This window comes from Pseudobdellovibrionaceae bacterium, from assembly GCA_023898385.1.
In the GTDB taxonomy this organism is placed as follows: Bacteria; Bdellovibrionota; Bdellovibrionia; order Bdellovibrionales; family UBA1609.
In genome coordinates this window covers 1,217,118-1,243,857 of record CP060220.1, presented here as the reverse complement: position 1 = coordinate 1,243,857, position 26,740 = coordinate 1,217,118, and the positions used below count along the sequence as shown (strand labels likewise).

Genomic DNA, 26,740 nt, shown 5'->3' with positions numbered 1-26,740 from the left:
TCCCATGGTAATCGGAAAGGACAAACATGTCAATATGTAACATTTTTTGACAAATTTATCCAAAATAATGAAATTTACTCGCTGGATTTGCCAAAACCAAATTATCCAGGAGCTAGTCGTCTCGTCCTTGTCGTTGGCGTTTCTTATCGCTTTGTAATCGTTTTCCTTTGAGCCGCTTTTCCACAGAAGAGGTTGTGGGTTTGGTGGGCCTTCGCGGCTTTTTGGGGCGCGCGGCTTTCTCTATCATGACGTGCAATTTTTCTACGCAGTCGGCAATGTTGCGAGCTTGCAGGCGATAGCGCTGGCTTGAAATCTGCACTGTGCCGTCATCAAGGATCTTATTGGGAAAGAGCTCGCAAAATCGGTCAATCACTTTTTGTGAAACACTAGAGGATTCAAAGATATTCCAGCGCAATGTGACCTTGGTGTTGACCTTATTTACGTTTTGTCCGCCGGCACCCGAGCTTTTTGAAAAAGTAAAATTTAATTCTTTGGGTGAGATTTTCATTTTCGGCTAGCTCATGTATTTTAGGCCAAGTGTGGCAATTCCTAAAAAGGCAAAGAAACCAAAAATGTCGGTGATCATTGTTACAAGCACACCGCTCCCCGTGGCTGGGTCAAGGTTAAAGCGCTTAAGCAGAATGGGCACAATAGACCCCGCAATGGCTGCCAAAAACGAGTTAAGAACCATGGCAATGAAAATGACCACAGAGACAAGGGTGTCGCCTTTCCATAAATAAAGTAATGTGCCAGCGCCCAGTCCTGTAAATACACCAATGGTGAGGCCCACAGTGGCTTCCTTCGTCACCGCTTTAGCATAGCTGATAAAGCTGAAGTCCCCGGTGGCCAGACCTCGAGTGACTACGGTTAAGGTTTGAATGGCCGTATTTCCGCCAAGAGCAGGCACAATGTTTTTTACTGTGGCCAGTACAATGAGGTGCTTCATGGTCTCTTCATAAGAGTCAATTACCGCACTGGCTAGGCCAGCCAAGAAAAGGTTTAAAAACATCCAAGGAATTCGGTTTTTAATACTTTGTAAGGCGGGTGTGTAAACGCGGTCGTCCTCTTGTAGACCGGCTTGGGCATAAATGTTGGCTGTGGCTAACTCTTGAATGATGTCGACCACATCATCCACGGTGACAATGCCGAGCAGTCGATGTTGTTTATCCAAAACAGGAAGGGCAATAAAGTCATAGTGGGCCACCATCTTTGCCACGTCCTCAGCATCATCCATGGGTGAAACCGTAATCACATCTTTTTTAATCAACTCCACCAGAGGCTTTTCTGAAGGTGCGGTGGCCATGGCCCGAAGCGATACCACACCCACAAGGCGTTCATCTTCGTCTACACAATAGATATAATAGATCGATTCCTCTTGGGCGCGGCTTCTTAACTCCGCCAAACCCTCACTGGCGTTGAGTCGAACTGGCAAACTAAAGACCTTTGTTTGCATAATTCGGCCGGCAGAGTCTTCGGGGTAGGCCAGGTACTGCCGAATTTTCGTCTGCTTTTTGATAGGTAAAAGGTTTAACAGAGATTCGTGTTTTTCCTCAGCCGTCAGTCCCACAAAATAAGCGGCATCATCAATGGGAGCTTCTTCAAGTATTTGTTCAAAGGTGGTGATGTCCAGAGATTCTAAAAGGTCTTCTAGGCGTGTTTCAGGGAGCTCCACCAGCACTTCACTGGATTTACCGAGGGTGATCAGGGCGTGGATAAGTTGCTTCTGCTCCCTTTGATTGAGCGTGTTAAACAGTGAGGCAATGTCCGCCGGTTCCAGGCGATTAAGGATGGATCGCAGGGGTCGGTTGTTTCGGCCCACCAATAATCGCTTGATAATGCCGATGTTAGACGGATTCAGCTTCATAAATAACCAATTATTTAAAGGACTTACCAATATTTTCTATATATTCGCCTTTGCAGTTGTCTGGGTCAAAGAATTAAATAATAATACTGCGCTTTTATACCCTAGATAGGCGGAGATTTCTATGACTAGCGATAGACATCCAATGACGATTACAGGAAAAGCTCGACTGGAAGCGGAGTTAAAGCACCTCCTTCAAGTGGAACGCCCTGAAGTGGTGCGAGCCATCGAAGAGGCTCGCGGACACGGTGATCTGAGTGAAAATGCTGACTACGATGCCGCCAAAGAGCGTCAGGCCTTTTGTGAATCTCGTATCAATGACCTGCAGGCTAAATTGGCCGCTGCCGATGTGGTGGATCCCAGTAAATTAAAGTCAGACAAAATCATTTTCGGTGCCACGGTCACATTGGAAGACCAAGAATCCGGCGGCACTGTGACTTATCAGATCGTTGGCGAAGACGAAGCCGATGTGAAGGCCGGGAAGATTTCCATTTTTTCGCCCTTATCTCGCGCGATGATTGGAAAATCAAAGGGTGATCTGATAGAGTTTAGCAGTCCTAAAGGCGATAAAGAGTATGAGGTTTTGAATTTCGTCTTTAAGTGATGAGGGGGAATGGACCAGAAAGTAAATCCACAGCGCGGATGGTATGTATTTTTAGCTTCACTTATTGTTGGCGCGTTGCTGGGTGGTACCGTCCGGTTCATTTTTTCAAGTGGACATATTCGTGAGAAAATAGAAGCTTCAGCGGCTTTTCAAAAAATTCCTGTACCCATTAAGATGAATCAGATCCGATTGAGTTTGGCCGACGGGATTAAACCAGCTATTGCGCTTGAGGTGGGCGGAGTACAAATTGATCTGCCGGGTTCTTGCCAAAAGCCTCTGCAGATAAAAATCTCTAAGGTTTATTTTCCAATAGCACTCGCCCAGTTGTTTCAAGGCTATGTGGGTCTTTCCCGTGCGGAAATTTCAAATGCCCAAGTCTATCAGCCCACTTGGCGGGGCTCTTGTGAGGCTCAAGAGACATCGCCATCCCCGGTGGAAACGCCGGCACCTTCAGAGCAACCAAAATCCTCCACGGTGGTGAAAGATCATGAGTTGTGGACGCAGAAGTCCAATGAATTGCGTCGGTATTTTTCAAAAAATTGGGGCTCCCATCGAGAGGATTTGCGCCAGATTTTGCCGCGGGTCTCTATTGAAAGTTTGGAGTGGTTTGAGCACCAGGATGGGGCTGACACGCTCGTTCTGCAACTTCAATCCACGCGCCTGACTTTGCCTGAAGAAAGCCCCATATTGACATTACGTTCAGAAATTGCCTCTGTTCCATCATGGTTGCCCGAATCCACCTTTGATCATTTGCGTTTTGAAGGGTTGGTGTCGCCCCAAACTTTGGAGTTATCCCTGACCGCGCAGGTGAGAGAAGGGAATCTTGAAACCAGTGCCAGTTACAATTTTGAATCAGGATTCTTTTCCAGTCGTTTTTCGGCAAAAAACTTACCAGTCAATGCCCTTATGCAAGTAGCCCGTTATCGAAATTTGACCGAGTGGGGCTGGAGCCCGAACTATTTATGGTTATCGTGTTCTGGCGTTTATTCTGGGCAGCTTGTTGCCTGGGAGGCGGCCGATTTGACATTGTCAGATTGTGTGGTGAATGGCGATGCGGGCAAAATAGTGGCCAAGGATTTGCGACTGTATCCTATGACGAACAAAAGGTTTGATCCCTTTCTAGTGACAATCTCAGGATTAAAAATCAAAAAAATAGTGGACGCATTAGGACGTCAGGGTCCACGAGGGGCGCTCAGCCAGTTTGGAGAGCTAAACGGCGAAGTGTCCGTTCGATCAACACAGGATATGAGTTTCACGGGGGCTGTGAATGACCTAGAGATGTTTTTTATCAATAAGGGTGTGAGAGGCCGCCAACATGTATCCCGTGTACATGGGCAAATTCATTGGTTACATGGTCGGTATTTAGGGATTATTGATGAAGTTGAGTTGGAGTCAGGACAGTTCAATGGGGTCTTGTCATTTGATTTGGATGAAAAATTTCTTGATGGAGAAGTGCAGGCAAAAATTTCGGCGCTTGAACTCCATCCATCAATTCAAAATTTATTGGTGGAGGGACGTCTCGCCCCCATGGAGTTGTACGGAAAAGCAGTAGTTTCAGCTGGGGAGTTTAGTTTGTGGCAAGGCAACTTTGGTTTTAAGACTATTGAGAACGACCAATGGCATTTAGATACAGTGAAGGTGAAGACGGACTTTAAAGAAGATATTCTTGCGGCAAAGGTTCAAGTGGGTCAGTTGACATTAAGAGAAGACAATCCTTACCAAAAAGTGATTCGCCCACTGTTTTTAGATTATGAACGTCTTGGTCCTGAGACGTCGTTTTCTGATATCAACGGCACGATCAAGGTAGAGAGGCAAAAAGGTCAGTGGTCGAAGCTTTCGGCCAATGGTTTGAATAAATCCGTAGTGTTTTCCTCTCAAGGAGAATGGAACCATGGGGCTCTTGAAGGAGAGGTCACCGTCGATTTCCCCCATCTAAAGTTGCTCACCTGGAATTTGTCAGGCGAGGCAGAAAAACCAGTGTTATTGCCCAGTCTAAAAATGTTTAAGACGCTGGCCAAAAAAGAACCAAAAAGAAATTTGTCACTGTCAGTTACGGATCAACTCAAACAAGAGTTTGTGACAGAAATACTGGCCAATCAAAAAGGCTCACGGTTCGATCTCATTAAAGAAACTGTGGTGGAAACGGCAAAAAAACTTTTACCCGTAGGGCAAAGTCCGGAAGGCCAGCCGACTCATCCTGAAAAAGACCCCGGCGATGGAGAATCGGCCAACGACAATATCAACTGAAGATTTTCCATCCCCGAGCGGAATCAATGGCTTTCTCAACGCCCTCACTGATGGCCTTGCTGAAAGCTTCTGATATTTTTTCCACAGCTTTTTTCTTATGCTCCATTTTAAGGGCATAGATATCTGCGGTGTCTTTGTGCGAGAACAAGTACTCGTCGCTAGTCATGATTTCGTCAAGAAGGCCAAGGCCTTTGGCTCGTGTCCCGTACCAGTGCTCACCTGTGGCCACGGTGGCCATATCCAGCTGGGGCCTATGAGTGCTGACAAAGTCTTTAAAAAGGGTGTGCGTGTCTTCAATCTGAGAAACAAATTTCTCTTTTTTCTTGTCAGTGATTTCGCCAAGCAGAGTGAGGGTGCGCTTGTACTCGCCCGCCGTGAATTCCTCATAATCCACATCATGTTTTTTCAAAAGTTTATGAAAGTTTGGCACTTGCGCTAAGACACCAATAGATCCTAGGACTGCAAACGGGGCAGCAATAATTTTATTTCCCGTACAAGCCATCATGTAACCTCCGCTGGCGGCCACTTTGTCGACGCAAACGGTGAGGTGAAGTTTATGTTCTTTAATTCGAGCCAATTGCGAGGCTGCCAAGCCGTAGCTATGGACCATGCCGCCAGGGCTCTCAAGTCGAACTACCACCTCATCGCCTTTTTCGGCCACACTCAGTACAGCAGTGATTTCGTCGCGAAGGTAGTCTACGGCGGAGGCCTTGATGTCGCCGTGAAAGTCCACAACGAAAATGTTTCGTCGATTTTTAGGTTCTTTTTTCTTCGATTTAGAGGATTTTTTTTGTTTTTTCGTTAGACCTTTAAAAGTTTTTTTATCCAGCATGTAAGAGCGAAGGGCATTGGCAAAAGCGTCATATTTTTTATTGAGGTGCTCAACGATCAACCGATTGTCAGTGCGAAAACGCATGGCTTGGCTGGCGATGATGCCCGCGATGGCCGCAACACCAACTACGATCAAAATTATCTTTCCGGCAAAGACGGCTATTTCGAGCAGCTGGTCCATGGGATCTCCTTTTAACGCTAAATAAGGAGATACCATAAGGAAAGTTGAGATTTTGGTCGAGCAAAAACGGGGGTGAGGCACAGAAAAATTCACATATGGGTTTTTTTGCGAGAAAATGATTTCATGAAAACATTTGTTTCCCTATTTCTAGCTATTGGGATTTTGATGCCGACATCCCAGGTGGATGCCGCCCGTGACCCAGAACTTATGGATCAGATTCGCGATCTGGATGATCGCTATGGGGATTTTTACCAACGGCAGATGGACCTAAAGCGTCAGCGGTTTGAGCTCCAACAAGCGGCTGATGAACAGCGTCGATGGCGGGAGAAGCTAGAAAAGGAGAGGGATGAGGCCCGGCGGCAGTTTGTCCGCCCTAAGCCGGTCATACAAAGTGCAAAAGAGTTTGAGCAGAAAAAGCTCCAGCAGGAAAAAGAGTTTGAAAAAGCCAGAAAGCAGTATGTGAAAAACCGGGACTATGTTGAAAAGCTTAAAAGGACGGCTAAAAGAATTCCTGAAGACGCAGAAGTGGGCCTTGATTCTGGGGGCCAATAGTCTGGGACCTATGCTGTGGGCTTTTTCTCGGCCACATGCGGCATGATGTCATCAATTTCAAGGTCGGTGAGTTTCTTAATTCCCGATATCAAATGCCACCCCACAAAGGCCATAAACACCATCAGTGGCAACACGATCACAATAAAACTTCGCCAAGTCATATCGGCGATTTGCTCGTTAAGTACGGTACTTCTCTCAAGGGTCGACAAGGCGGGATCAATATCGACAAAGATAGACCGAGCCAAAAAAAAGTTAAGCAGGCTGCTGAGAAAAAATGAAGTGGCTAAGAGTTTAGTTGAAGTTCGGATGTGTTGATCAAACTGCGGTTGGTGGTTTTTTTCTTCAAGGCGGGCTGTGACCAAGTCAAAATTCATCACGTTTTCATTGGTCACCATAAATCGCATAAACGGTCGGCGGGTGTAGGCGGACAAGTAGACTCCAATTCCCAAAATCAAGGGGAAGGCCGCTTCTTTCACCGCAAACCAAATGCCTTCAAGGCTCATCAGTGCCAATCCACCAGTGAACAGCACGTTAATCACTCCAAGGAGGGAGATGTAGTTCTTTTTGTGACGCGTTAAATAGTCGTAGGCGCCATAGCCTATGGGAAAAGCAAGAGCCACAAGGAGGGCAATCAACGGACCATCTTCCCCCAGGCGTTTGGTCAGTTGGTTAAGTAAAGCCACAGGCAAAACTATATTAAAAAGCAGATTGATAAAGGGGTTTTCGCGCTGGTTTGTGGTTTTCATTGTTGTGTGGGCCTTTGGTTGTTTGTTCGACTTCCAAGCACAAAGTCTTGAAATCTAACAATTTTATTTGTGCCAGACGGCAGCATCGGGGGACAATAAAAAAATGAACGGGATGGATTCATGACGATCAGCATTGAGACCTTGTTTTTACTCTTAATTCTATTTCAAATAAAACACTTTGTAGGTGATTTTCCTCTACAGCGTGAATACATGCTTAAAAAAGTGTTGCCGGGTTGGGATTTTTTTCTCCCTCTCACGGTTCACTGTGCCGTGCATGGATTATTAGCCCTGGCCATATTGTTGTACTACACGCCGCACTTGTGGTGGTTGAGCCTAGTGGATTTTGTGGTGCATTTTATTATGGACCGAATCAAATCTGGGCCCCGCTATCTCGGGCGTTTTGACGACAAATCTAAGCCGGGCTACTGGAATGCTTTTGGTTTAGATCAAATGGTGCATCACCTGACCAGCATTTTTATTATCTGGTGGATGTACTCTCACTGAGTATATCCGCATCCAGACGCTGCCGAATTTTAAATCCCAATATCACCGGTGCGCCATATCAAACTCTTTTAAATAAGTTACTCAAAGAGGCCCTCATTAGAAAAAAGGCAGAGGAGAGCCGTTTGGATAAGTTGGAGAAGGAAATTAAGGCCTTGAAGAAAAAGATTGCTTAATGCCGGTTTATAGTTCAGCACATCAAAAATGGGGCCGCGAGTGGGCCCACTTGATTTTTCCAATTTAAAACTACCCAATTGCAGCAGGACCGACCGAAAATGCCCGAACTACCCGAGGCATATTTAACGATTTTTAAAAACCTAAGGGTTTCCGCTAGATAGCAGTATTTAAAGGGCTTTCAGACATTTTTCAATTTCACTTTCATTCATCCTTTTTCATGATAGTTCACAAAAAAGGTGAGTAAAGTGAGTATGGTGAGTATAGGTCTTTGCCCGAACTCACTCAGTTAGAAATCATCCTCTCTTCTATTGACCTATTAACTTTTCACGGCACATTTTTAAAAATAAGGCATTTTGCCTTAAAAAGAACTTGCAACATAAGGCATTTTGCCTTATAAATGGAGGTAGGATATGTCGACACGAGTGGGCTACACAAAGTTATTTGAAAAACAGTTATCAAGATGCCCTAAAGCCATTCAGCAAAAAGCTCTGTTTTGGGTAAAAACGGTGGAAGGCTTTGGAATTAGAGAAGTGAGAAAAAAACCTGGTTATCACGATGAGCCTCTTAAAGGAAAACGATCTGGACAAAGATCCATAAGGCTCAGTAAAGCTTATCGTTTGATTTACCAGGAGATTGAAAAAGAAATTCATATTGAAGCTATGGAGGTACATAAACATGAGTACTAAAAAGAAAAAAACACCAGCCTATGACAAGCTTTCAAAAAAGTTTGGAAAAGTGACCTTTGCTAGCCACTTGGAAGCAGTTATTGAGACGGATTTTGATAGCAGGGCTGCCTGCGCCAAAAAGCTTGGGATGAGCCCTCAGTCTTTACATGATTATATTACTGCTAAAAGAATCCCCTCTCCCTCTTTAGCAGGGAAGATGGCGAAAAAATTGGGGTATCCGCCAGCGGCTTTTATTGAATTGGCCTTATCAGATTCAGTAAAAAAAGCGGGCTATAAATATGATGTAAAGCTGGAATCAGCTTAAAATTAGGGGGCAAAAATGAGTATCATTACTGATATGTTTAAAGGATTGATGATTTTATCTATATTCGCAATTATACAAAACGGCTGTTCAGTTAGAAATATGGCTGAAAAAGCTGCCCAAGCTCACAAAAAAGGACTCACTAGCTACGGAGCATATTCGAGGGCATTAACTGGAGTTCAAGAGTCTTGGGCAAAGCCAAAAAGAAAATAAAAAAGGTCTAAAGTTTTACAGGTATCGGATCTAACTTAGGTTTACTGTACTTCAACTTTAAGGAACGTATTTCATTTAAGGCCGCAGAGGGAGCAACTACATCATAGTTGTAAAAAGCATATCCATCTTTAATTTTTTCTGCTTGGTAAACATTCTTACCTTTATTAGGACTAAAAGCGGAGCCTAACCATACTGTCTGCCAGTCTGAAAATTCCATTTGCCGAGAAACAGAGCTGTGCTTGATTCTCAAATAAATCGTATTTTTCTCCTTAATTTCAATACTTCCTTTGTCATAAAGAGATTCATGAATATTGGCAATCGCCATAATATATTTTCCTCCCTTTGGAAGATCTACTACAGTATACATGCCATTAGTAATATGAGCTACATCCTTTTGATTTAACCTTAGGTAAGTTTCATTTGCATAACCCCAAGCACCAGGTTTTCGGTACATTATAATTCTAAGCCCATCATGTTCAGGCATTTTAACCTGCTCATATGTCTTATTTGTAGAAGTGGCACAAGATGATAGCAAAATAACAAAGAACAAAAACAATACTCTTTTCATTACAAAAATCCTTTCAATAGAGTAATAAATATTATTCATAACAATCCCCAATAGCTGCAGATGAAAGGTGGTAAATTTGAACACCTTCCCCCATCCAGGAAGCTAATAAAACCACGAGCAGAACTTTAGCCATTCGCTGACTCAAGTTTTTTTTACTGGACTTAAACAAAAATACAGCTCCTATAGTCGCAAAGAATATAGCCAAAAATAATAATAAACTCAACATGGCTACATTATCACAACCGTTCGAAGAAACTTGTGCCGTATAAATAGTTGCTACGGTTAGTACTATTGAGAGGACAAATAATATATTTCCAAAAAGTTTCATTAGACAATATGACCCTTTCATAACCTTAAAAACAAATAATTATTACAAACCAAGCCTATCCATTTCAGGTTTTTCATAACGAGCATCTTCAGCAGGATATCTCAGGTCAGAAAAGCCCTTCTCCTTGGCCATAGACCAAATAATACTTTCTCCAGCAGGAACTACATTTGGTCGTACTAAAAATACTTGGTCTTGAAATGCGTCTTTAGCATCAATGACTTTCCAACCTTTTGATGTATACATTTTTAGTATATCTTCAAGAAACAATGCATTTATTGAATTGTGATGAATTAAAAGTGTATGCCTTATACTCCTACCAGTGAGTTTTTTTGCAAGTTGATCATAGTATTTTGTTCTTTCCCAAATATGCTTTAAGTAATAATTTTTAAATTTTTGAATATCAAATTTTGGGTCTTTATTTATTTTATTTCTAAGTCGATAATCAATATACCAATCTGACGCATCTACAGTTACATACCCGTTTTTAAAACCGTTAGAATCGAAAAAAGACCTTATTCTGTCTCTTTTCTCCTTAGAGTTTCCTGCTTTTAATTGTGGAAACCTAAAATAACGCTCATAATTTTTAAGCCCTGTTAATAACGGCTCAACAGCTAGGATATCGTTTTTAAAAAAATCATAACTCACACCATGATAGTTTTTATGTGAGTAAGTGTGATTCGCAATAAGGTGGCCCTCCCTGTCCCATTCCTCTAAAAGTTTTTTTCCTTGGGGAGTGTCTACGCGCATTCCGCATACAAAAAGTGCAGCTTTGACTTGAAACCTTGAGAGCGCCGCACGTATCATTTTATCTCTTTCAGGCTTTGAAAAAAGATCCCACTTAAAGGTTTGATTTGGATCATCTATTGTAATACTTATCTCTCCTGCAAAACCAAATAATGAGTAGAATAAAGTAATAAATAAACTTATGATTTTTAATTTCACGCCCCCCTAAGAGTTGGTAAAACACTAACAAAAAGCGAAGATAAGTAGCAATAAGACTTCGATTACCTTTCAAATCCACAAAGATACTCTTTTACAGATGGCCGATTATGTACTTCATTGAGTGTCCCTGAGGATTGATCAAAGATATCTGAAAAACATGTCAGCTTCGCAAAAGCAACCATACTGTCAACATCAGGCTCGTCTATGGCCTTAAGTGCCGGCAAAAGTTGCTCTCTACCATCCTCATCCATTTCTAGAACATCATCTAAATCTACCAACACATAATTCATAGTCATTTTTTTCTGTAGTTGAGTCCACTCAGGTATGTAGTCGTCGATATTTGTGAACATCTTTTTTAGATTTGAAACTCTATGTTCAAAAGTTTTTATAGCGCGAGAAACAGTGGTGGCTAAGTATGGCACTTCCACTTCGTTATCTATATCCCAAAAAGTTTTTAAATCCTCTGTGGTGAACATTGCCAGCCAAAAAACAGGTATATAGTATTCCGCTGCTAAAATTTGCACGCCTGACTCAAGTGGAGAATCAAGAAAGTTGCTTATCTTTAACGATGAATCATTTGACATTTTCAACTCCTATTTAGATTCAAAAAAACTACCGCAAGAGTAAAAGACTATCTTTCACTCCTAGAGCTCGCCCCAAAGATACAATCGTGTCCAATGTTGGATTTTCAACAGCACAGATTTCTATCTTTGCAATTGTAGCAATAGATAACCGCGATTTTTCAGCAAGGGCCTGTTGCGACATTCCCTTTTCTTTACGCAGTGATTTAATATTTTTAGCTAAATTTTTTAGCCAAGCCTCTTTCTCTTTTGACATGCAAAAGAGAATACTATGCTCCATTGACTTTGTTATTAGTTTTATATTACATGTATTATATTATATAAAAGAGGTCAATATGGAACATCTAACCCAGAAAAAACTTGATGTAGTTTGCAATAGGCTGTGGCATGCCCATGGTTCCCTTAGGGGTCTCGGTGGCCTTTTCACACAGGGAAACCGAGATACAGTTTTTGAGGATGGTGAGCTTTATGGAGTTGGTCTACTCATTAAGAAAATTGGCGAAGAATTAGAGATTTTGGAGGATATTCTAAGATGTGGGCACGATTCCGGAGCCGATGAGAGAAATGGAAGCACATCTGAAAAGAATAACTAACTCCTTAAAAGCCCTTTCAGCTCTAGTTTTGGCCACTTTTTCCTAAAAATATTACAAAATCAATATAAGACGACGAAAACTCGCTGTTCTTATTGTGCAATAAAATTAGGCAGTTAAATTGAAAATTAAAAAAATACGACGATCCTTCGTCGCTCGTTCAAATTTCATTTAAAGGAACTTTCCCTAAGAATCTTAAGGACTTACTATTGGTAATTTGTAAGCTCCCACTTTAAACGACGAATTCTCGTCGCTAGCTTTGACTTTTTCACTTCTTTTTGTTTATCTCATGCTGCATCATAGGGGGAGATAGTCACCGAAGTCTAAGCAATCCACATAGTTACCACATTGGCACTCCCTTTGCGATAGCCCTTTGCAGGTTAAGCGTTTTCTAAAGGGGGAACTTTTATGAAACCAAAAATTTTAATCGTGGATGATGAGCAGTCTGTGCATGGCAGCTTTCTTTTGGCCTACCGCGGATCAGAAGTTGAAAGCATGGCCGAGTTTGAATTTGCCTTTAGCTATGATGAGGCCATAGAAAAATTTAAAGCTGATCCATTTAACTACTGTGTAGCCTTTATTGATTATCAGTTTGAAGAAAAAAATGAAATTCATGCTGTTGGACATCTTTTGGCCAAAAAGCTTAAAGACATCAACCCTTGTGTAACAACAATCATCATGTCTGGTGAAGATTCACAAGAGGCTCTTAAAGATTGGCTTGGCTCAGGTGTAGATAAATTTTTATTTAAGCCTCTCTCCAATGAAGTGATTCGGGCCATTTCTGAAAATGCTATCGAGTCCTACAATCACAACCTACTTGAAGAACAAACTAATAAATACACCTCTAAGGAGCAAAAGCTTGTTGGGCTTGCGGGAAAGTCTGAAAATATTAAGCAGGTTTCAAAACTTGCTATTAAATATGCTTCTTGTGACCAACCAGCTCTCATCTTAGGAGAAACAGGAACAGGTAAGGAACTCATTGCCAGAGCCATTCACGATAACTCTCAACGGGCTTCAAGAGCATTCGTTGTTGTTAATTGCGCAGCCATTACTAATACTCTTTTTGAAAGTGAACTTTTTGGCCATGTAAAAGGATCTTTTACTGATGCAAAAGAAGATAAGCCTGGGAAATTTAGACAAGCTGATGGAGGAACCATTTTTTTGGATGAAATTCATCACCTAAACCTAGAGCAACAAGCTTCACTTCTTCGAGTGCTTCAAGAAAAACAAGTGCAGCCAGTAGGAGGTAAAAATCCAATACCTGTTGATTTTAGATTGATTGTCGCAGGAAAGCCAAACTTAAGAGAGCTTTCAGAAAATGGCGAGTTTTTGCCTGATTTGTATTTTAGAATTAAACACCTAGATCTCACAATTTTACCTTTAAGAGAAAGACCCGAGGACATTCTTCCCACCATTGCCTACACCCAAAACAAAATTGAAGCAAACAAAGGTATTTATAAAAAAATTATGAAGCCTACACTAGATAAACTAGTCAGCTACAATTGGCCAGGTAATGTCAGAGAGCTTATCGGAGAAATTGAACGACTTTATGTAGTGGTTGATAAATCAATTATAAAAGAAAGTGATCTTCCAAAACATATTTTAGAGCAAAAATCATTTTCCTATTATAGCTCTAGCGATGATGATTTGATTACATTGGAAGATTTAGAACTCATGCATAAAAACCAACAAATGGCCCTTATCATTAAGGCTATGAAGTTAAGTAATTATAATGTGGCCAAGGCCGGAAGGATTTTAGGAGTGAGCCGAACCACTCTCTCATCAAAATTAAAGGCCCTGGGACTGCAAGGTAAAAAGGGCACCATGATGGAATTAATATTAAACAACCTCTTAGGGGGTAAAAAGGAGGATAGTCGTTATGAAAGCAGAAATTCTTACAGCTATTTTAACACTTCTCACGTTTAACAGCTTTGCTCATGATGAATGCACAAAAAATGACAAAGCAACTGATAAATTAATTCAAGAGGAAGCTACAAAGCTTGAAACACAAAGACAAATTCTGCAGCTTTACCAATCAGGAATATTGAGTTTTTCTGAGGACGGAAAACTAGAACTGAGTGAGGATACAGCCTCACTCATTGAAGAGCTTAAAGACAAAGGCATTTTTGAACAAATCGAAGTGATGGGAGACCGAACAATATGTCTCTAAGTAAGGGGAAGCACAATGTTAAAAAAGTATGTACTCTTGGCAGTGCCAATGGTCCTTCTAGGAATGACCATTTTTTGGCTAACAAGCAACAAAAAACGGGATGGTAATATGACTTTAAGAGTAGCTTTTCCATATAATCGACCTGTAAGTGCTTATGAACCAACCAAAATCCACTTGGCACCCGAGTACATATTTTTAGAAAACGTCTATAGTCCCTTGGTTGAACTTTCTAAAGAAAATGGAACTCCCATTGCTGGAGTGGCCCAAAGTTTTGAATGGAAAGATGGAGAACTCCACCTTCAAATTAGGGAAAATCTTCAAACTGTTGATGGTATCAAGATCACGGCACAAGATGTGGAGTTTTCATTAAAGCGTTTACTGATTTTATCAGAAAACACCCACGGCAACTTTAAAGATTTGATCTGCCCCGTTGAAACACTAGAGTCCATAGAAAGTGCCTGCTCTGGTATTTCTGTGGATGGTAATACTGTTATCTTAAAGTCTAATGGTGAAAAGGCCTTTCTATTGGCCATGCTATCATCGATAGACTTTGCCATTTTGCCAAAATCATCTGTTGACCCAAAAACTCTTAAGATCACTGATTACCGCAACACTTCAGGCCCCTATTATGTTGAAAATGATAATGGCAATGGAATGATCAAACTTCTGGCCAATAAGCATCATTATAATTATTCAAAAAATGTTCCACAAGAAATCGAACTGGTTCCAAGTGGAATTGATGGAGCTAAAGATTCAATCACTCTTTTCAAAGAGAACAAAGTAGACTTTATCACTACCATTGACAAACTTAACCCTGAAAAAGTTATTGCCTATTCTAAAGAGTCTGGCCAAACACTACATTCTACCATGAACATTAGAACCTTTATTTTAACGTTCACAGACAAAGGACTTAAAAAATACAACCATAGGGAACGCTTGGCCATCGGTAAAAAGATGCGTTCCGTATTTCACAAGATGTATGAAAACACCTCTGGATATGAAAAAACAAATCAATTTTTTCCAGCTTTGGGAGATGGCTCACTGGCTGACAGTGAAAATACAGAAATTCAAAAAATATATGAAGATTCTGAGGACGTCGCCATAAAGGATTTATTTGTTTCTATTGTAAGGCTTGGTGAGTTTAAACAATTTGAAAAGCCAATAAAAGATGCTTTCCCTGATGTAAAACTAATTGAAGGAAATAACGCTCCGGCATTTACTAAATATAAAAATGAAGATGAAATGCCCGATTGCTTTATTGGTGGACCAGATACAGGTTTTACCGAAGACATAAGTTTGATTTCATATTCTATATACGCTGGGTTTTTTAAAATGGACCGCAACCAGGGCAGCAAGTGGCTGGCTGATTATATGAATGTTCTAGATAAAAATGAGCGTCTCAAAAGGCTGAAAGACCTTCACTTAAAAACTCTAAAAGATGTCATTATTGTCCCTCTTGTTAGTGCCCCTTATGTAGCCTTAGCTAGAAAGCCGTGGACAATTGAGTTGTCACAAATATATGCCAATAATCCCTTATGGCCGGTGGTAAAAAAATGAGAAACACTCCCTTTGCTAAGTGGGTTCTTTCTCACGCCGATGATCTTAACTTAAAAGTCCAAGAGGCCACATGGACAAAGGATTGGGTTCCCGGCTATTACAGCCTTCATTCCAATATTAAAATTGGCAGCCAAAATATTCTAGGTCATGGATTGGCCAAATCTCAAGATCTCGCTTTTGTTAAATCAGCTGCTGAAGCTATAGAGCGAGCTTACTGTATTGAAAATGGTATCCACACTAACGGAGTTGCTGCTTTTACTGATATTGAGGGAGCTAAAACACATGCAGCTAATGAGCTTAAGGAAAGAGATGCTTTTTTATGCCATTACTTAACAAATTTTCCTTTTGTAAGAAAATTAGAAATCCATAGTTTTGACTTAGCCATCGAAAAGCTCAAGGAAAACAATATCAAAATTACAGCTCTTCAAATGAAAACGCCCCCCAATGAGAATGGAGTTGTTTGCTTGGCGACACCAATAAATAACAATCACAATTTCTCTTCAATCATAGGCTTAGGCTACTCTGACAATCTGCAGTGCTCTTTAGATAAAGCGTTTCTAGAATGTCTAGAATCCACTGTGGCTTATATATATGAAGGTAAGAATGAAAACATAGAAACAAACACTTTAACAACACCACTTGACCATAAAAAGTTATTTTTAACACCAAAATATAAAAACGACATTCTTGAACTAATAGAAAATGTAAATCCAGATAAAACTCCTATCTCGGAATTTGATACTCAGTTTAATGAGATGAAGTCGGATAATCCACTTTTTCAAGACTTACCTCTTGTTGTGATGAGATCAATTTCCAATGAATCTCAGCCTATGTTTTATGGTGAGACTCATGAAGATAAAATTAATTTTAGAAGACTAAAACAGTTTACAAACCAAAATGTTGAAAATGAGAAAATAAACCCCACACCTCATTGTATTGGATAGAGATGAATAAAGAGCTAGAAAAAATATTGAAAAAATTCAACACCATTTATGCTTTGGTATTGGTGGCCCTATTTTTGGTCTCAGTCTTTTTTATCGCTCTAAACAACTACCAAAACAAAGTGGCCATTGCCGAAACAATTGCCCACATTGTCGAAGAAAATTTAAAGTCAAATCAACTACGAGAAGTAATGAAAACTCTATCCTCCGCGCGAATTGATGAGTTTAAGGCCATAAGTTACTACAAGTCTGATGGAACAAGGTCTGTGACATTCCCACCCACTGTTGACCCCTCTTATTTTAGAAACCAAAGCTTTTTGGATAGTCTTAGATACCTCACTTTTGAAATTGATCTTTATTTTGATAAAAAACAAAACGTAAAATTTGGAACTCTTCGTTTTTCCATTAATCCTTATAAATCTATTCCCACTGCCACTCTTTTTTGGGCCTTATTTGTTGTTTTTTTATTACCGATAGCCCGAGGCTATAAAAAGCTCATAATTAGGAATTTTGAACAAGAATCCATGGCATCAAAGGTTACGGCTGTGCGAGAGGTTCAACGACAAATTAAACATGACTCAAGGGGGGCCATACAAGCTATAAAGGCGGTCATTGACTCATCTAAAAATCTTGATGAATTAGAGTTGTGCACTTTGAAATCCGCCACTAAACGACTTGAGGGTATGATTGCAGAATCTCGCAAACAAAATATAAATCTTGTCGATAAAAAGGTAGAGGTCCAAAAAGAGGCTCTTATCCATATTTATACAGCCCTTCATGATATCATTACTGAAAAGTCAGCTCTTTTTGATCAGTCGGACATAAAAATCAATTTTTCTCACAACCAAAAAGCTCTTTCGGCTTATTTGGACATTGACGAGCTTCACTTTAAAAGAATTATTTCAAATCTTCTGGATAACTCTATTGAAGCCATAAATCAGAAGAAATCTAAAAACAAAAAAATTGATGTCACTTTTCAAGCCCAAGAAAGCAACTTATCTATCAAAATCACTGATAATGGTATTGGTATAAAGCCTGAGCACCTTCCTAATATTGGAACTAAGGGTTACACACTTAAAAGCAATGGATCAGGGCTAGGTATTTCATGGGCCAAAGAAAGAATTACGGAATGGAGTGGCGATTTAAAAGTTGAATCTCAACACCAATTAGGAACTAGCATATCTATAAACCTTCCTATACATAAAACGCCCTTCTGGGCCACTGATTCAATTTCAATCAAAAGTATTGCTAATATTGTTGCCATCGACGATGACCCTTCAGTGGTTAACCAGTGGAAGAAGAAGATATTAACAGGTAACAATATTGGTTTTTTTGGCCACGAGTCCGGTGAAAGGCTACTTAATAAAGAAAATCTGCCAGAAAATTCGATTTATCTAATAGATTATGACTTAGGAAAACATACCATGAATGGGCTCAATATTGCCTCTAAAATTGAAAATAAAGAGTCCATATACATGGTGACAAATAACTTTGATGATTGGGAAGTTCAACGGTTTTGTGAGGATTTTGGCGTAAAATTGATCCCCAAAACTGTGATTCCTATGTTAGAAATACAGAAAACGTAAAATGGAGAGAGTATGCCTATATTGCACATAAAAGCCTTGCCACAAAGTGAGTCTGCTAGAATAGGGCCCGCCCTTAAAAGGACTACTGTGGCGATCAGTGAGATCTACGGGTGCTCGCCATCCAATGTTTGGGCTACTTGGGATGAAGTAACTCCAGGTTGGTATGTGGAAGGTGAAAATGAAGCTTCAATTCAATCAAAAAATACTCACCCTCCAATTTGTGAACTCATTTGCTTTGAAGGTAAAAGTCCACAAGTAATTGAAAAAGTATTAGAAATTGCTGCCAGCACCTTGAGCAAAGAGTTAGGAATTGAAAACAATATTTTTATGACATATCGTGAGGCAAAATCTGGGCAAGTAATCGCCGGTAACGGTATTGTGAGGAAAAAGAATGATTAAAGCTCTACACCATGCTGACATCATTATTCCAAATGGTGCTGAGGATAGTGCCAGAAATTTTTATTGTAATCTTTTAGGCTTTAGCGAGATTGAAAAACCAGATGTCCTAAAATCAAATGGAGGACTCTGGTTGCAACTAAGTAACGCTCAAATTCACTTAAGCTATGAGAAAAAAGAAGGCATTGACCCAGCTAAGACTAAGGCTCACCTAGCTTATGTTGTAGATAACATAGAGGCTCTGGAAAAAAGCCTTATTGAAAGTAATTGCCCCGTAAAAAAGCAAGTACAGCTCCCAGGGATGTTACGCCTTGAAACAGAAGATCCTTTTGGTCATAGAATTGAGTTTATAGAAATCATACAAGAGGATAAACTGTGAATATTAGATCTCTAGGGAGAAAAACAGATTTAATTTTTGCAAGATTCTCAGGAACTGTAGAAGATAAGGGCTTCTATACGCTAGTTAAGACTCCTTCAAATCCAGGATATCATTGGGGCAATTACATTATATTTGATCGCCCACCTCAGGGCGGTGATCTAAAAAACTGGAAAAAGTTATTTAATAGTGAATTTACTTATTATTCAGAACCACACCATTATACATTTACTTGGGATTGTGATAACAACCACTGTAATGACGTACAAGAGTTTATTGATAATGGCTTTGAACTAGACTCAGGAGTTGTCTTAACAACATCCACGCTTAATTCCCCTCCATACCCAAATAATGATATTTTTATTAAAAAAATTGAATCTGATGAAGAATGGAGTGATGTCTTAAAACTTCAAATGCTCTGCTCAAATCCTAAATATATTAATGACTACTATGAAGCATTTAAAACTGAACAAATGAAACAATATAGAAAAATGTCAGAAGATGGATTGGGGAACTGGTTTGGGGCATACTTAGGTGAAAAGCTTGTGGGTGACCTTGGGATATTTTATGAAAACGACATTGGACGGTATCAAAATGTGGGCACTCACCCAGAATATAGAAAAAAAGGTATCTGCGGTACACTTGTTTATGAAGCTGGAAATATTGCCTTTAGAGATTATGATGTAAACTATCTTGTCATTGAAGCTGACCCTGAATACCATGCCGCAAGAATTTATGAGTCCGTAGGATTCAAGAAAAGCGAAACAAATTATTCTCTTAGTTGGTGGCGTGGAAAGGAGCTTTCGTGATTAGACCTGCCAAAGAGCATGAAGCAAAAATATTATCTGATCTTGCTGTGAGGTCTAAATCTTATTGGCCATATGATGAAAAGTTCATTCAAGATTGTAAAGATGACCTTTCTTTAAATCCAGATCATATAAAAGCAGGAATGGTTTATGTTTATGAAGAAAATGACAAGCCTATTGGCTATTATGGATTTGATTCTAAAGCTGAATTTCCTGAAATGATCTGTCTTTTTGTTGAACCTGAATATATTGGCAAAGGGATTGGTCTAAAACTTTGGAGTCACTCATTAACATTTGCTAAGAATAATAACTGGCAATCTTTTAAAATTGTTGCTGACCCATATGCTGCTGAAAATTTTTACTTAAAGGTTGGCTGCAAACAAACTGGAACATATCAATCGCCTGTAAGGGAAGATCGCAAACTTCCTCTGTTAGAGTATTCACTTAAAACATCAAAAGAGTGCTATGGAACGAAGTTATGAATGAAATAGAAAAAAGAATTCAATTTGCAAAGGAATGGATAGAGACTATCACTCCTACCATTTTGGATGTTTATTATAATCAATCCACTTATGATTTAAAATCAAATAACTCTGAAGTAACTGAGGCTGATAGAAATACTGAAAGGGATTTTAGAAATAAAATTAAAAATCTTTTTAGTGATGACGGAATTATCGGAGAAGAATTTCCCGATGAAAACAAAGAAAATTCAAACTTTACCTGGACTATTGACCCGATTGATGGAACAAGGGCTTTTGTTCATGGAGTACCTTTTTTTGGATCTATGATTGGACTAATTCATGATGGACAGCCTATTTTTGGTATTATCAAGTATCATGCACTTAATGAAACAATCTATGCCATAAGAAGCAAGGGAGCATACTGGAAAAGCCCAATTTCACAAAGCTTTGTAAGGTGCCAAGCATCAAAAACAAGTAATATGAGTGAGGCTGTCTTCTGTCTTTCTGGAGAAGAATATTTTAAAATGCATGAAAAACAACATATCTACGATAGTTTAAACGGAAAATTTAAGTTCACACGTACTTGGGGCGACTGTTACGGATATTGCCTCGTCGCTAGAGGAAAAATTGACCTGATGATAGACCCAGCATTTCATGTTTGGGATTCCGTACCTCTAAAAATAATCACTGAGGAGGCAGGGGCGGTTTACTTAGATATAGAAGGAAACCAATCACCTCAAAGCCCCCTAAGTGCTGTTTGTGGATCACCTCATATTGTAGAAGCTATTGTACCATTACTAAAAGTAAGAGAGTAAAACCAATAAGGACCTATCTATGGAAAAATTAAAAATGGCACTTGAATTACAAGAAATTTCTTTTGAGAGAGACGAGAATGTGCAAGAAATTCTCCTCGCTGATCATGTTGAACTTGGCCATGTGATGTACGAAGCCTACTTGGGCACAATTGATTATAGTGGTGAATCTATAGAGGAAGCTATAGAAGAAGTAAATGGAACACTTGAGGGAAAATACGGAAAAATTATCAATGAGGCTTGTTTGCAAACTAAAGTTGAAGATGAAATTGCATCGGCTATAGTTTGTAATATTTTAGAGAAAAGTGGCCTACCAATGATAACCTTTGCAATGACGAAAGCTAAATTTAAGGGAAAAGGATTTTCTAAAAAATTGATTAAAGAGGCTCTTATGAGGCTTAAAGATTTGGGATACAAAAAATGTTTGTTATTTGTAACTGATGGCAATGAACCGGCACTGTCTATTTACAAAAAAATGGGGTTTCAGGCTGTATGAACTATTTTTTGCCACTTTTTCAACTTATTCAGCTCAGGACGATAGATGCTAATTAAATGGATCGTTTGCAAAGTAATACCAGAACATCGTACTAGCTTCTCAAAAGCGCAAGAGGCATGGCAGGAACTATCAGATGTGGATGGCTTTATCGCTCAATTTGGGGGATGGGATCTAAAAAATAGTGGTGACGCCTGTATATTAGGGCTATGGAAGGATAAAGAGTCTTACGATCAGTTTATGAACCATGTCCATGACAATGTTTTTGAAACAAACTCTCAAGAAAATACATACGAGAGTATTTCTGTAGGCTTGTTTGATACAGTTTTAGATATGCCTGGATTACATAGTAATTTAGTAACTTCTTTGTGTGATGGAAAATATCTGCGAGTTGCAGATTGTAAAGTAAAGCCAGATCACGTTGACCACTTTGTAGCTGTTCAACGTGAAATTTGGATACCTGAAATGGCAAAGGCCAAAGGAATGATCGGTGGTAATTTTAATAGATCTCCTTGTGAAGATAGATTTATTGTTACTACACTTTGGACTGAACAAAAACTCCATGATGAATATTCAAAAAACATTGTTCCTTCACTAAGAGAAAAGGCAAATGTTTCGAATGACCTGATCCACATGACAGGAAGATTCGTACTGTTAGAACCAACTTGGGAGGTGAATTAATGCCACCCTTCTTCCAACCTCTGAACACAGTTTGTGGCCCACCTCATATTTTGGAAAAAATATTTTCGACCTTAAAAGAAAGAGGTATTAAATGAGATTAAGAAGCACACTCTATATTTTGATCTTTCTTTGTCCAATCTCAATATGGGGAAATGCATCCTATAATCTTCCTAAAGATTTAGATAAGATATTTGGACCTTATTCTGGATGTTTTTTGATTAAGGAAGTCGGGTCTAAGGAGATAAAGTCATATAATCGAGAACAATGTCAAAAAAGATGGACTCCAAATTCCACATTCAAAATTTTAAACTCACTCATTGGTTTAGAGACAAAAGTTATTAAAGATAAAAATTTCGTTATCCCTTGGGATGGTAAAAAACAACCTTTTAAGGCTTGGGAAAAAGACCATTCTTTAAAGTCGGCTATTCGAGTATCTGCTGTTCCTTACTATCAAGAATTAGCAAGACGAGTTGGCACAATTCGAATGCAAGACCTTGTTAAAAAAACAGGGTACGGAAACTCCAACATAGGAAATGTTGTTGATAGGTTTTGGCTAGATGGACCTCTCAAAATTAATGCTTACGAACAATTGGACTTCATTGAGCGACTTTACAAAAACCAACTTCCATTTTCAAAAAGAAATATTAAAATTGTTCGAGAAATAATAATTAAAAAAAATATAGATGGAAAAGCCATAAGCGGAAAAACAGGCTCAGATTATGACGGAAAAAATATAATTTGGGGGTGGTTTGTTGGATACTACAAAAATGAAAGCAAAGAGTACGTATTTGTAACAAATATTTCTGGCAAAGAGAAAGCTTGGGGTAGAACCGCTAGAAAGATTTCTGAAAAGATTATTAAAAAGATGGGAATATAGAAGTATTATGGAAATTAAACCTATTCATAAATCAACCTGTCATTGTGGCTCAGTAGAGTTAGAGCTAACTCTACCTGATGGCCTTGAGGATCTTAGACGTTGCAGTTGTTCTATGTGCCGCCGCAGAGGTGCTATTGTAGCATCAGTATTGCTTGAAAACTTAAAGGTCATTAAAGGTGAAGATTGTTTGAGCCTTTACAAATTTAATACCATGACTGCCAAACACTACTTTTGCTCAAAGTGTGGTATTTATACCCATCATCAAAGAAGATCAAATCCTCATCAGTTTGCATTTAATGTAGCTTGCCTTGAAGGAATTAACCCTTTTGAGCTGGGGGAAATACCTGTAAAAGATGGAGTTAATCACCCGTCGGATCACAATGGGGGCATAAATGATTGAACTTCACCCTATCCAAGAAGAACATGCTGGAACTGTATTACGCTGGAGACGGCAGCCATCAACGATTAAGCATAATCCAGTCAAAAACTTCAGCCTAGAAGAGCTTAAAATTCATATAAATAGAGAAGAAAGTGATCTTTCAAACTTAAATGAAAAGTCTTCTTATCGTTGGATTGCTTTAAAAAACAAAATTCTAGTAGGCAATGCAAGTTTAAAAAACATCAACTTAATGATGAATTATGCTGAAATTGGCTACGGGGTTGGGGAAGAGTTTCAAGGACAAGGCTATGGATCTATAATCGTCGAAAGTCTTGTTGAAATGGTTTTTGAGAAAACACCAATCAGAAAACTTATGGCCTATGTACATGATAAAAATATCCCTTCTTGTAAAATATTAGATAAGATTGGATTTAGAAGAGAAGGATTGCTGAGAGAGCACTACATAATCAATGGAAAACCTGAAAACGAAATATTATTTGGATCACTGAAGCATGAGTTTATGAAAATGAGGACGCTATAATGGGAATCGAAATTAAACGCTTAGATAAAAATAATTTTTCTGATTATGAAACTGTCACAACTCTAGACAAGGAAAAGCCATGTTATTGCTCTTGGTGGCATATTAAGCCAGAAAGCATGGAAAAATACGATGAAGAAAAAAAGAAGAACCCAGAAAAATTTCGCAATTGCATTTTATCTAAAGTTGAAAATGGGTTTCATGTAGGGGTAATCGCCTATGAGAACGACGATCCAATCGCGTGGATCTCAGTTGGCCCAATACCTCAATTTTTTTGGGCATGGAAAAGAATTTTAAAGCTTGGTGAAAAAGCTGAAAGCACTGCTGGCATTATGTGTTTTAACACGTTCCCAAAGCATAGAGGTCAGAATCGTACCGTTGAAATTTTAAAAGCATTATCTGATTATGGAAGAAAGCTAGGCTGGTCTGGTATTGAGGGTTATCCTTTTGATAAAACTGCCCTCGAAAAACATGGTGATGCCGTATTGTGGCCAGGTCTTACTGAAGAGTTTATTGATTCTGGATTTGAACGACTGGAAGATCATTGGCTATCCACCCCTGAAGCTAGTAGATCAATTTACTATAAATCACTATGAAAATTGGTTCTGTTTTTGCATCGTAATCCAATATGTTGAATTTGTTCGGAATGCCCCTTGTATATCCTTGATTATAAGAGGTTTTTACGAATTGTTGATGTATAGAATTTTGACAACTGTCTCACTTTGAGACGAGGAAAAAATGAATAAAATTTGGTTAGTTATTACAATAACATTAATGTTCTGGACAGCAAAGGCCTTTTCACAGGAGTTTGATGTTCATACTTTTGCAAAGCATGTCGGGGAATATTTAGGGCGAGAACTCAATAATCAGACTTATGAAGATAAAGCAAAAATAATGCAACAAAGACTAAACTCAGTACCCATACTACCTGTTTTTGAAAAACTTCAAGACAACCCAATTATTCGAAAAACTGATTACTGGACACAAATTCCCTTTATTCCGGAAGATTTAAATCCGCCCACTTCAGTAGAAAACTTATATGGAGCATACCTCTGGAAGGGTAAAGAAGTCGGTCTACTAAGAGATGATGTTAAAGATGGTTACTGTGGTGATATTCCTTTGAATCTTGTTGACTTGAGTGAAGATAGCCTGATTGATTTAATAACTCCGTATTTAGAGAAAGTAGAAAATTTAGAGATTCCACGTAACAATTGTAAAAAACGTATTATAGACAGTTATGGAGCTAGCTCCCCAGGCACAATTGCCGGAGGAGCTTTTGGTAACACCGAGATACTGAAGTATGGTTATCATTACACACATTTAGCTACACCACTTTTTTTAGAGTTAGCTAAATTACCTCGCTCTTCTTTAACTCAAATAGAATTATTCGATCTGGCCTATAAAATTTATGGCGATGCTTGGACCGCACTAGGAATAATCTCTCTAATGTCATCTTGGGAATCCCAGATTGATCGGCCAGGAGCTTCTATGTTAGCCAGCAGAGTCAAACCTGTTATTGAAAACACTTACGATGCTCCGGGTACTACTTATCATTTTTGGAATTATTTTTCCCGCGGAATCTTGTTTAACTCTTCAGTAAGAGACAATCTCCTTAGCTGGGGATATGAAACTGTCTGGCAAGGAGATGAGGAAGATAGAGAGGCTGATGAGTATGGTATGAAAGCCGCGAAAATTGTTAGAAACAAATTAAACTCACAGCCAATAAAATGCATTAAAGTAGATAAGATAAAAAGGTGTCATAGAGACTCAAATTAAAAAACATAAAGTTTTTAACTGTCGAACTTTCATCACCACCTAAACCATCAAAATTAAACAAGAACTTCATTTTTTTGATGAACAATCGTCGTTTTTTCTTAATTTCAATTTAGACGATCCCTCGTCAAAACAAAATTCCTCTTTAAATTCATAAACTTACCTAGATGCGAAGTTTGGTCTGGTTTTGGCTTTAGTACCTCCACATGAACCTGAAGGAGGTCGAATGAAAATTTTAAAACTCATCAAAAAATTTAAAGCACTCTTTAAGCCAAAAGAAGTGGATCACTACATCCGCCAAAAAGAAATCGAACGGCTTAAAAGAGAAGCCTTTAACAAACATTTTTATCAATACCCTAATTATTTTTTGTAAGGAGAAATATTTATGGAAATTCGAAAAATAAAAGAATTAGTTCGAGATTGGTTTGCCACACTTTCAATAGATGAAATCACTTCAAATGAAAAATTGATTGATCTTTTTGCCATCATTGAAGGTCATCTTTTGGCCTTGGAAGCGAGGTTGTAATGGAAAACACATCACGGATAATTCTTATAAAACATCTGGAAGACCTTGTTGAAGTCGTTTCCAAAAAGGAACGTCAAAAAAATAATAGACTTCGTGGAAAAACTAAAAAAATTGTCAAGCTTACCAATTATTTAAAAGCAATAGCTAAGAATCAAAAGGAGATAAATTAATGAAAAATAAAAAATATATTTTACCTACAGTACTAATTTTAATGGCACTCATCTTCCCGGAATTGGCCCTTGCTAGTGTTGAATCCACGCTCAATGCCATTCAACAGAAGTTTATAGGAACTATATTACCTGTACTGGCAATTATAGGTCTTATCATCGCGGGTTTTAGTTTTCTCATGGGGAATCAAAATGCCAGACAACATCTTACTCTAGCGATCATTGGTGCCATTGTCGGCTTTGGAGCCCCTTCTATTGTGAGCTTTATTAGAGGTCTTGTTAACTAAAGGAG

38 protein-coding genes are annotated in these 26,740 nt (G+C 39.0%); 29 read left to right on the top strand and 9 right to left on the bottom strand.

Translation table 11 applies throughout. From position 1 onward, the window contains the following. Nucleotides 1-112 precede the first annotated feature (112 nt). A complete protein-coding gene (gene arfB / locus H6626_05465) occupies nt 113-508 on the bottom strand; it encodes an aminoacyl-tRNA hydrolase (GenBank protein USN48542.1) in 396 nt (131 codons plus the stop codon). A 6-nt stretch (nt 509-514) separates the two neighbouring features. Further along, nucleotides 515-1,864, bottom strand: coding sequence for a magnesium transporter (gene mgtE / locus H6626_05460; GenBank protein USN48541.1), 1,350 nt, complete (start codon nt 1,862-1,864; stop codon nt 515-517). A gap of 121 nt (nt 1,865-1,985) precedes the next feature. Here mgtE and greA point away from each other — a divergent pair, with 121 nt between their 5' ends. Together greA and H6626_05450 are read left to right on the top strand one after the other, a co-directional pair. Next, on the top strand, nt 1,986-2,465 hold the full coding sequence (gene greA, locus H6626_05455; protein USN48540.1) for a transcription elongation factor GreA: 480 nt from the start codon (nt 1,986-1,988) through the stop codon (nt 2,463-2,465). Between the two features lie 9 nt (nt 2,466-2,474). Then, nucleotides 2,475-4,712, top strand: coding sequence for a hypothetical protein (locus H6626_05450; protein ID USN48539.1), 2,238 nt, complete (start codon nt 2,475-2,477; stop codon nt 4,710-4,712). Here the strand turns inward: H6626_05450 and sohB are convergent. Then, nucleotides 4,705-5,724: a protease SohB gene (gene sohB / locus H6626_05445; GenBank protein USN48538.1), complete on the bottom strand. Its 1,020-nt coding sequence runs from the start codon at nt 5,722-5,724 to the stop codon at nt 4,705-4,707. The two genes, H6626_05450 and sohB, sit on opposite strands and share 8 nt — an antisense overlap. 123 nt (nt 5,725-5,847) lie before the next feature. On the opposite strand from sohB, the gene H6626_05440 reads away from it, so the two are divergent. Next, on the top strand, nt 5,848-6,276 hold the full coding sequence (locus H6626_05440; protein ID USN48537.1) for a hypothetical protein: 429 nt from the start codon (nt 5,848-5,850) through the stop codon (nt 6,274-6,276). An 8-nt stretch (nt 6,277-6,284) separates the two neighbouring features. Here the strand turns inward: H6626_05440 and H6626_05435 are convergent, their stop codons facing one another. After that, nucleotides 6,285-7,022, bottom strand: coding sequence for a hypothetical protein (locus H6626_05435; protein ID USN48536.1), 738 nt, complete (start codon nt 7,020-7,022; stop codon nt 6,285-6,287). A gap of 120 nt (nt 7,023-7,142) precedes the next feature. Between H6626_05435 and H6626_05430 the strand changes: the two genes are divergently transcribed. From H6626_05430 to H6626_05415, 4 genes are all read left to right on the top strand, one after another. Beyond that, nucleotides 7,143-7,526, top strand: coding sequence for a DUF3307 domain-containing protein (locus H6626_05430; GenBank protein USN48535.1), 384 nt, complete (start codon nt 7,143-7,145; stop codon nt 7,524-7,526). Between the two features lie 584 nt (nt 7,527-8,110). Continuing rightward, nucleotides 8,111-8,386 carry a hypothetical protein gene (locus tag H6626_05425; GenBank protein USN48534.1) on the top strand — a complete coding sequence of 92 codons (276 nt, stop codon included), beginning with the start codon at nt 8,111-8,113 and terminating at the stop codon, nt 8,384-8,386. Beyond that, the gene (locus H6626_05420) at nt 8,376-8,690 is read left to right on the top strand and encodes a helix-turn-helix transcriptional regulator (protein ID USN48533.1); all 315 of its coding nucleotides are present in this window, start codon (nt 8,376-8,378) and stop codon (nt 8,688-8,690) included. The genes H6626_05425 and H6626_05420 overlap by 11 nt, the downstream gene beginning before the upstream one ends. Nucleotides 8,691-8,705: 15 nt before the next feature. Then, the gene (locus tag H6626_05415) at nt 8,706-8,900 is read left to right on the top strand and encodes a hypothetical protein (GenBank protein ID USN48532.1); all 195 of its coding nucleotides are present in this window, start codon (nt 8,706-8,708) and stop codon (nt 8,898-8,900) included. Between the two features lie 7 nt (nt 8,901-8,907). On the opposite strand, the gene H6626_05410 is transcribed toward H6626_05415, so the two are convergent. The 5 genes from H6626_05410 to H6626_05390 all read right to left on the bottom strand — a co-directional run bounded on the left by H6626_05410 (nt 8,908) and on the right by H6626_05390 (nt 11,575). After that, entirely contained in the window at nt 8,908-9,507 is a 600-nt protein-coding gene (locus H6626_05410; GenBank protein ID USN48531.1) for a hypothetical protein, read from the bottom strand. Next, nucleotides 9,500-9,796 (bottom strand): hypothetical protein, encoded by a 297-nt coding sequence (locus H6626_05405; GenBank protein ID USN48530.1) that lies wholly within the window; start codon nt 9,794-9,796, stop codon nt 9,500-9,502. Before H6626_05405 ends, H6626_05410 begins: the two co-directional genes overlap by 8 nt. Before the next feature lie 42 nt (nt 9,797-9,838). Beyond that, nucleotides 9,839-10,738, bottom strand: coding sequence for a polysaccharide deacetylase family protein (locus H6626_05400; protein ID USN48529.1), 900 nt, complete (start codon nt 10,736-10,738; stop codon nt 9,839-9,841). 62 nt (nt 10,739-10,800) lie between these two features. Then, a complete protein-coding gene (locus H6626_05395; GenBank protein USN48528.1) occupies nt 10,801-11,322 on the bottom strand; it encodes a hypothetical protein in 522 nt (173 codons plus the stop codon). A gap of 28 nt (nt 11,323-11,350) precedes the next feature. Then, on the bottom strand, nt 11,351-11,575 hold the full coding sequence (locus tag H6626_05390; GenBank protein USN48527.1) for a helix-turn-helix transcriptional regulator: 225 nt from the start codon (nt 11,573-11,575) through the stop codon (nt 11,351-11,353). Nucleotides 11,576-11,654: 79 nt separating this feature from the next. On the opposite strand from H6626_05390, the gene H6626_05385 reads away from it, so the two are divergent. From H6626_05385 to H6626_05280, 22 genes are all read left to right on the top strand, one after another. Then, nucleotides 11,655-11,912 carry a hypothetical protein gene (locus H6626_05385; GenBank protein ID USN48526.1) on the top strand — a complete coding sequence of 86 codons (258 nt, stop codon included), beginning with the start codon at nt 11,655-11,657 and terminating at the stop codon, nt 11,910-11,912. Between the two features lie 405 nt (nt 11,913-12,317). Continuing rightward, nucleotides 12,318-13,835 carry a sigma-54-dependent Fis family transcriptional regulator gene (locus tag H6626_05380; GenBank protein ID USN48525.1) on the top strand — a complete coding sequence of 506 codons (1,518 nt, stop codon included), beginning with the start codon at nt 12,318-12,320 and terminating at the stop codon, nt 13,833-13,835. After that, nucleotides 13,789-14,079: a hypothetical protein gene (locus H6626_05375; protein USN48524.1), complete on the top strand. Its 291-nt coding sequence runs from the start codon at nt 13,789-13,791 to the stop codon at nt 14,077-14,079. Before H6626_05380 ends, H6626_05375 begins: the two co-directional genes overlap by 47 nt. Nucleotides 14,080-14,094: 15 nt before the next feature. Further along, complete coding sequence (locus H6626_05370; protein ID USN48523.1) at nt 14,095-15,636, top strand: hypothetical protein; 1,542 nt, start codon at nt 14,095-14,097, stop codon at nt 15,634-15,636. After that, nucleotides 15,615-16,580 (top strand): YcaO-like family protein, encoded by a 966-nt coding sequence (locus H6626_05365; GenBank protein USN48522.1) that lies wholly within the window; start codon nt 15,615-15,617, stop codon nt 16,578-16,580. Before H6626_05370 ends, H6626_05365 begins: the two co-directional genes overlap by 22 nt. Nucleotides 16,581-16,582: 2 nt before the next feature. Further along, nucleotides 16,583-18,163: a GHKL domain-containing protein gene (locus tag H6626_05360; protein USN48521.1), complete on the top strand. Its 1,581-nt coding sequence runs from the start codon at nt 16,583-16,585 to the stop codon at nt 18,161-18,163. Between the two features lie 87 nt (nt 18,164-18,250). Further along, on the top strand, nt 18,251-18,562 hold the full coding sequence (locus H6626_05355; protein USN48520.1) for a hypothetical protein: 312 nt from the start codon (nt 18,251-18,253) through the stop codon (nt 18,560-18,562). Beyond that, nucleotides 18,555-18,938 (top strand): VOC family protein, encoded by a 384-nt coding sequence (locus H6626_05350; protein ID USN48519.1) that lies wholly within the window; start codon nt 18,555-18,557, stop codon nt 18,936-18,938. The genes H6626_05355 and H6626_05350 overlap by 8 nt, the downstream gene beginning before the upstream one ends. After that, nucleotides 18,935-19,744, top strand: a complete 810-nt coding sequence (locus H6626_05345) for a GNAT family N-acetyltransferase (protein USN48518.1) — start codon at nt 18,935-18,937, stop codon at nt 19,742-19,744. The genes H6626_05350 and H6626_05345 overlap by 4 nt, the downstream gene beginning before the upstream one ends. After that, entirely contained in the window at nt 19,741-20,223 is a 483-nt protein-coding gene (locus H6626_05340) for a GNAT family N-acetyltransferase (GenBank protein USN48517.1), read from the top strand. The genes H6626_05345 and H6626_05340 overlap by 4 nt, the downstream gene beginning before the upstream one ends. Beyond that, nucleotides 20,220-21,017 (top strand): hypothetical protein, encoded by a 798-nt coding sequence (locus H6626_05335; protein USN48516.1) that lies wholly within the window; start codon nt 20,220-20,222, stop codon nt 21,015-21,017. The genes H6626_05340 and H6626_05335 overlap by 4 nt, the downstream gene beginning before the upstream one ends. 19 nt (nt 21,018-21,036) lie before the next feature. Next, the gene (locus tag H6626_05330; GenBank protein ID USN48515.1) at nt 21,037-21,510 is read left to right on the top strand and encodes a GNAT family N-acetyltransferase; all 474 of its coding nucleotides are present in this window, start codon (nt 21,037-21,039) and stop codon (nt 21,508-21,510) included. Nucleotides 21,511-21,555: 45 nt separating this feature from the next. Next, entirely contained in the window at nt 21,556-22,188 is a 633-nt protein-coding gene (locus H6626_05325) for a YdbC family protein (GenBank protein ID USN48514.1), read from the top strand. 91 nt (nt 22,189-22,279) lie between these two features. Then, nucleotides 22,280-23,065 (top strand): class D beta-lactamase, encoded by a 786-nt coding sequence (gene blaOXA / locus H6626_05320; protein USN48513.1) that lies wholly within the window; start codon nt 22,280-22,282, stop codon nt 23,063-23,065. A 7-nt stretch (nt 23,066-23,072) separates the two neighbouring features. Next, nucleotides 23,073-23,465, top strand: coding sequence for a GFA family protein (locus tag H6626_05315; protein ID USN48512.1), 393 nt, complete (start codon nt 23,073-23,075; stop codon nt 23,463-23,465). Then, complete coding sequence (locus H6626_05310) at nt 23,458-23,985, top strand: GNAT family N-acetyltransferase (protein ID USN48511.1); 528 nt, start codon at nt 23,458-23,460, stop codon at nt 23,983-23,985. The genes H6626_05315 and H6626_05310 overlap by 8 nt, the downstream gene beginning before the upstream one ends. Further along, nucleotides 23,985-24,578: a hypothetical protein gene (locus H6626_05305; protein ID USN48510.1), complete on the top strand. Its 594-nt coding sequence runs from the start codon at nt 23,985-23,987 to the stop codon at nt 24,576-24,578. Before H6626_05310 ends, H6626_05305 begins: the two co-directional genes overlap by 1 nt. A gap of 142 nt (nt 24,579-24,720) precedes the next feature. Continuing rightward, entirely contained in the window at nt 24,721-25,758 is a 1,038-nt protein-coding gene (locus tag H6626_05300; protein ID USN48509.1) for a hypothetical protein, read from the top strand. A 223-nt stretch (nt 25,759-25,981) separates the two neighbouring features. Beyond that, nucleotides 25,982-26,128, top strand: coding sequence for a hypothetical protein (locus H6626_05295; GenBank protein ID USN48508.1), 147 nt, complete (start codon nt 25,982-25,984; stop codon nt 26,126-26,128). A gap of 12 nt (nt 26,129-26,140) precedes the next feature. Next, the gene (locus tag H6626_05290) at nt 26,141-26,281 is read left to right on the top strand and encodes a hypothetical protein (protein USN48507.1); all 141 of its coding nucleotides are present in this window, start codon (nt 26,141-26,143) and stop codon (nt 26,279-26,281) included. Then, the gene (locus H6626_05285; protein USN48506.1) at nt 26,281-26,451 is read left to right on the top strand and encodes a hypothetical protein; all 171 of its coding nucleotides are present in this window, start codon (nt 26,281-26,283) and stop codon (nt 26,449-26,451) included. Before H6626_05290 ends, H6626_05285 begins: the two co-directional genes overlap by 1 nt. Then, nucleotides 26,451-26,735 carry a TrbC/VirB2 family protein gene (locus tag H6626_05280; GenBank protein ID USN48505.1) on the top strand — a complete coding sequence of 95 codons (285 nt, stop codon included), beginning with the start codon at nt 26,451-26,453 and terminating at the stop codon, nt 26,733-26,735. Before H6626_05285 ends, H6626_05280 begins: the two co-directional genes overlap by 1 nt. Nucleotides 26,736-26,740: the final 5 nt, after the last annotated feature.

Coding starts and splice junctions, on each gene's coding strand:
- H6626_05360 (USN48521.1), top strand. CDS start 16,583: ATGAATAAAGAGCTAGAAAAAATATTGAAAAAATTCAACACCATTTAT.
- H6626_05395 (USN48528.1), bottom strand. CDS start 11,322: ATGTCAAATGATTCATCGTTAAAGATAAGCAACTTTCTTGATTCTCCA.
- H6626_05380 (USN48525.1), top strand. CDS start 12,318: ATGAAACCAAAAATTTTAATCGTGGATGATGAGCAGTCTGTGCATGGC.
- H6626_05440 (USN48537.1), top strand. CDS start 5,848: ATGAAAACATTTGTTTCCCTATTTCTAGCTATTGGGATTTTGATGCCG.
- H6626_05410 (USN48531.1), bottom strand. CDS start 9,507: ATGAATAATATTTATTACTCTATTGAAAGGATTTTTGTAATGAAAAGA.
- H6626_05385 (USN48526.1), top strand. CDS start 11,655: ATGGAACATCTAACCCAGAAAAAACTTGATGTAGTTTGCAATAGGCTG.
- H6626_05280 (USN48505.1), top strand. CDS start 26,451: ATGAAAAATAAAAAATATATTTTACCTACAGTACTAATTTTAATGGCA.
- H6626_05365 (USN48522.1), top strand. CDS start 15,615: ATGGCCGGTGGTAAAAAAATGAGAAACACTCCCTTTGCTAAGTGGGTT.
- H6626_05325 (USN48514.1), top strand. CDS start 21,556: ATGCTAATTAAATGGATCGTTTGCAAAGTAATACCAGAACATCGTACT.
- H6626_05390 (USN48527.1), bottom strand. CDS start 11,575: ATGTCAAAAGAGAAAGAGGCTTGGCTAAAAAATTTAGCTAAAAATATT.
- blaOXA (USN48513.1), top strand. CDS start 22,280: ATGAGATTAAGAAGCACACTCTATATTTTGATCTTTCTTTGTCCAATC.
- H6626_05370 (USN48523.1), top strand. CDS start 14,095: ATGTTAAAAAAGTATGTACTCTTGGCAGTGCCAATGGTCCTTCTAGGA.
- mgtE (USN48541.1), bottom strand. CDS start 1,864: ATGAAGCTGAATCCGTCTAACATCGGCATTATCAAGCGATTATTGGTG.
- H6626_05315 (USN48512.1), top strand. CDS start 23,073: ATGGAAATTAAACCTATTCATAAATCAACCTGTCATTGTGGCTCAGTA.
- H6626_05405 (USN48530.1), bottom strand. CDS start 9,796: ATGAAACTTTTTGGAAATATATTATTTGTCCTCTCAATAGTACTAACC.
- H6626_05330 (USN48515.1), top strand. CDS start 21,037: ATGGAAAAATTAAAAATGGCACTTGAATTACAAGAAATTTCTTTTGAG.
- H6626_05415 (USN48532.1), top strand. CDS start 8,706: ATGAGTATCATTACTGATATGTTTAAAGGATTGATGATTTTATCTATA.
- H6626_05375 (USN48524.1), top strand. CDS start 13,789: ATGAAAGCAGAAATTCTTACAGCTATTTTAACACTTCTCACGTTTAAC.
- H6626_05285 (USN48506.1), top strand. CDS start 26,281: ATGGAAAACACATCACGGATAATTCTTATAAAACATCTGGAAGACCTT.
- H6626_05435 (USN48536.1), bottom strand. CDS start 7,022: ATGAAAACCACAAACCAGCGCGAAAACCCCTTTATCAATCTGCTTTTT.
- H6626_05290 (USN48507.1), top strand. CDS start 26,141: ATGGAAATTCGAAAAATAAAAGAATTAGTTCGAGATTGGTTTGCCACA.
- H6626_05350 (USN48519.1), top strand. CDS start 18,555: ATGATTAAAGCTCTACACCATGCTGACATCATTATTCCAAATGGTGCT.
- H6626_05310 (USN48511.1), top strand. CDS start 23,458: ATGATTGAACTTCACCCTATCCAAGAAGAACATGCTGGAACTGTATTA.
- H6626_05450 (USN48539.1), top strand. CDS start 2,475: ATGGACCAGAAAGTAAATCCACAGCGCGGATGGTATGTATTTTTAGCT.
- H6626_05420 (USN48533.1), top strand. CDS start 8,376: ATGAGTACTAAAAAGAAAAAAACACCAGCCTATGACAAGCTTTCAAAA.
- H6626_05430 (USN48535.1), top strand. CDS start 7,143: ATGACGATCAGCATTGAGACCTTGTTTTTACTCTTAATTCTATTTCAA.
- H6626_05305 (USN48510.1), top strand. CDS start 23,985: ATGGGAATCGAAATTAAACGCTTAGATAAAAATAATTTTTCTGATTAT.
- H6626_05335 (USN48516.1), top strand. CDS start 20,220: ATGAATGAAATAGAAAAAAGAATTCAATTTGCAAAGGAATGGATAGAG.
- H6626_05300 (USN48509.1), top strand. CDS start 24,721: ATGAATAAAATTTGGTTAGTTATTACAATAACATTAATGTTCTGGACA.
- sohB (USN48538.1), bottom strand. CDS start 5,724: ATGGACCAGCTGCTCGAAATAGCCGTCTTTGCCGGAAAGATAATTTTG.
- H6626_05425 (USN48534.1), top strand. CDS start 8,111: ATGTCGACACGAGTGGGCTACACAAAGTTATTTGAAAAACAGTTATCA.
- arfB (USN48542.1), bottom strand. CDS start 508: ATGAAAATCTCACCCAAAGAATTAAATTTTACTTTTTCAAAAAGCTCG.
- greA (USN48540.1), top strand. CDS start 1,986: ATGACTAGCGATAGACATCCAATGACGATTACAGGAAAAGCTCGACTG.
- H6626_05295 (USN48508.1), top strand. CDS start 25,982: ATGAAAATTTTAAAACTCATCAAAAAATTTAAAGCACTCTTTAAGCCA.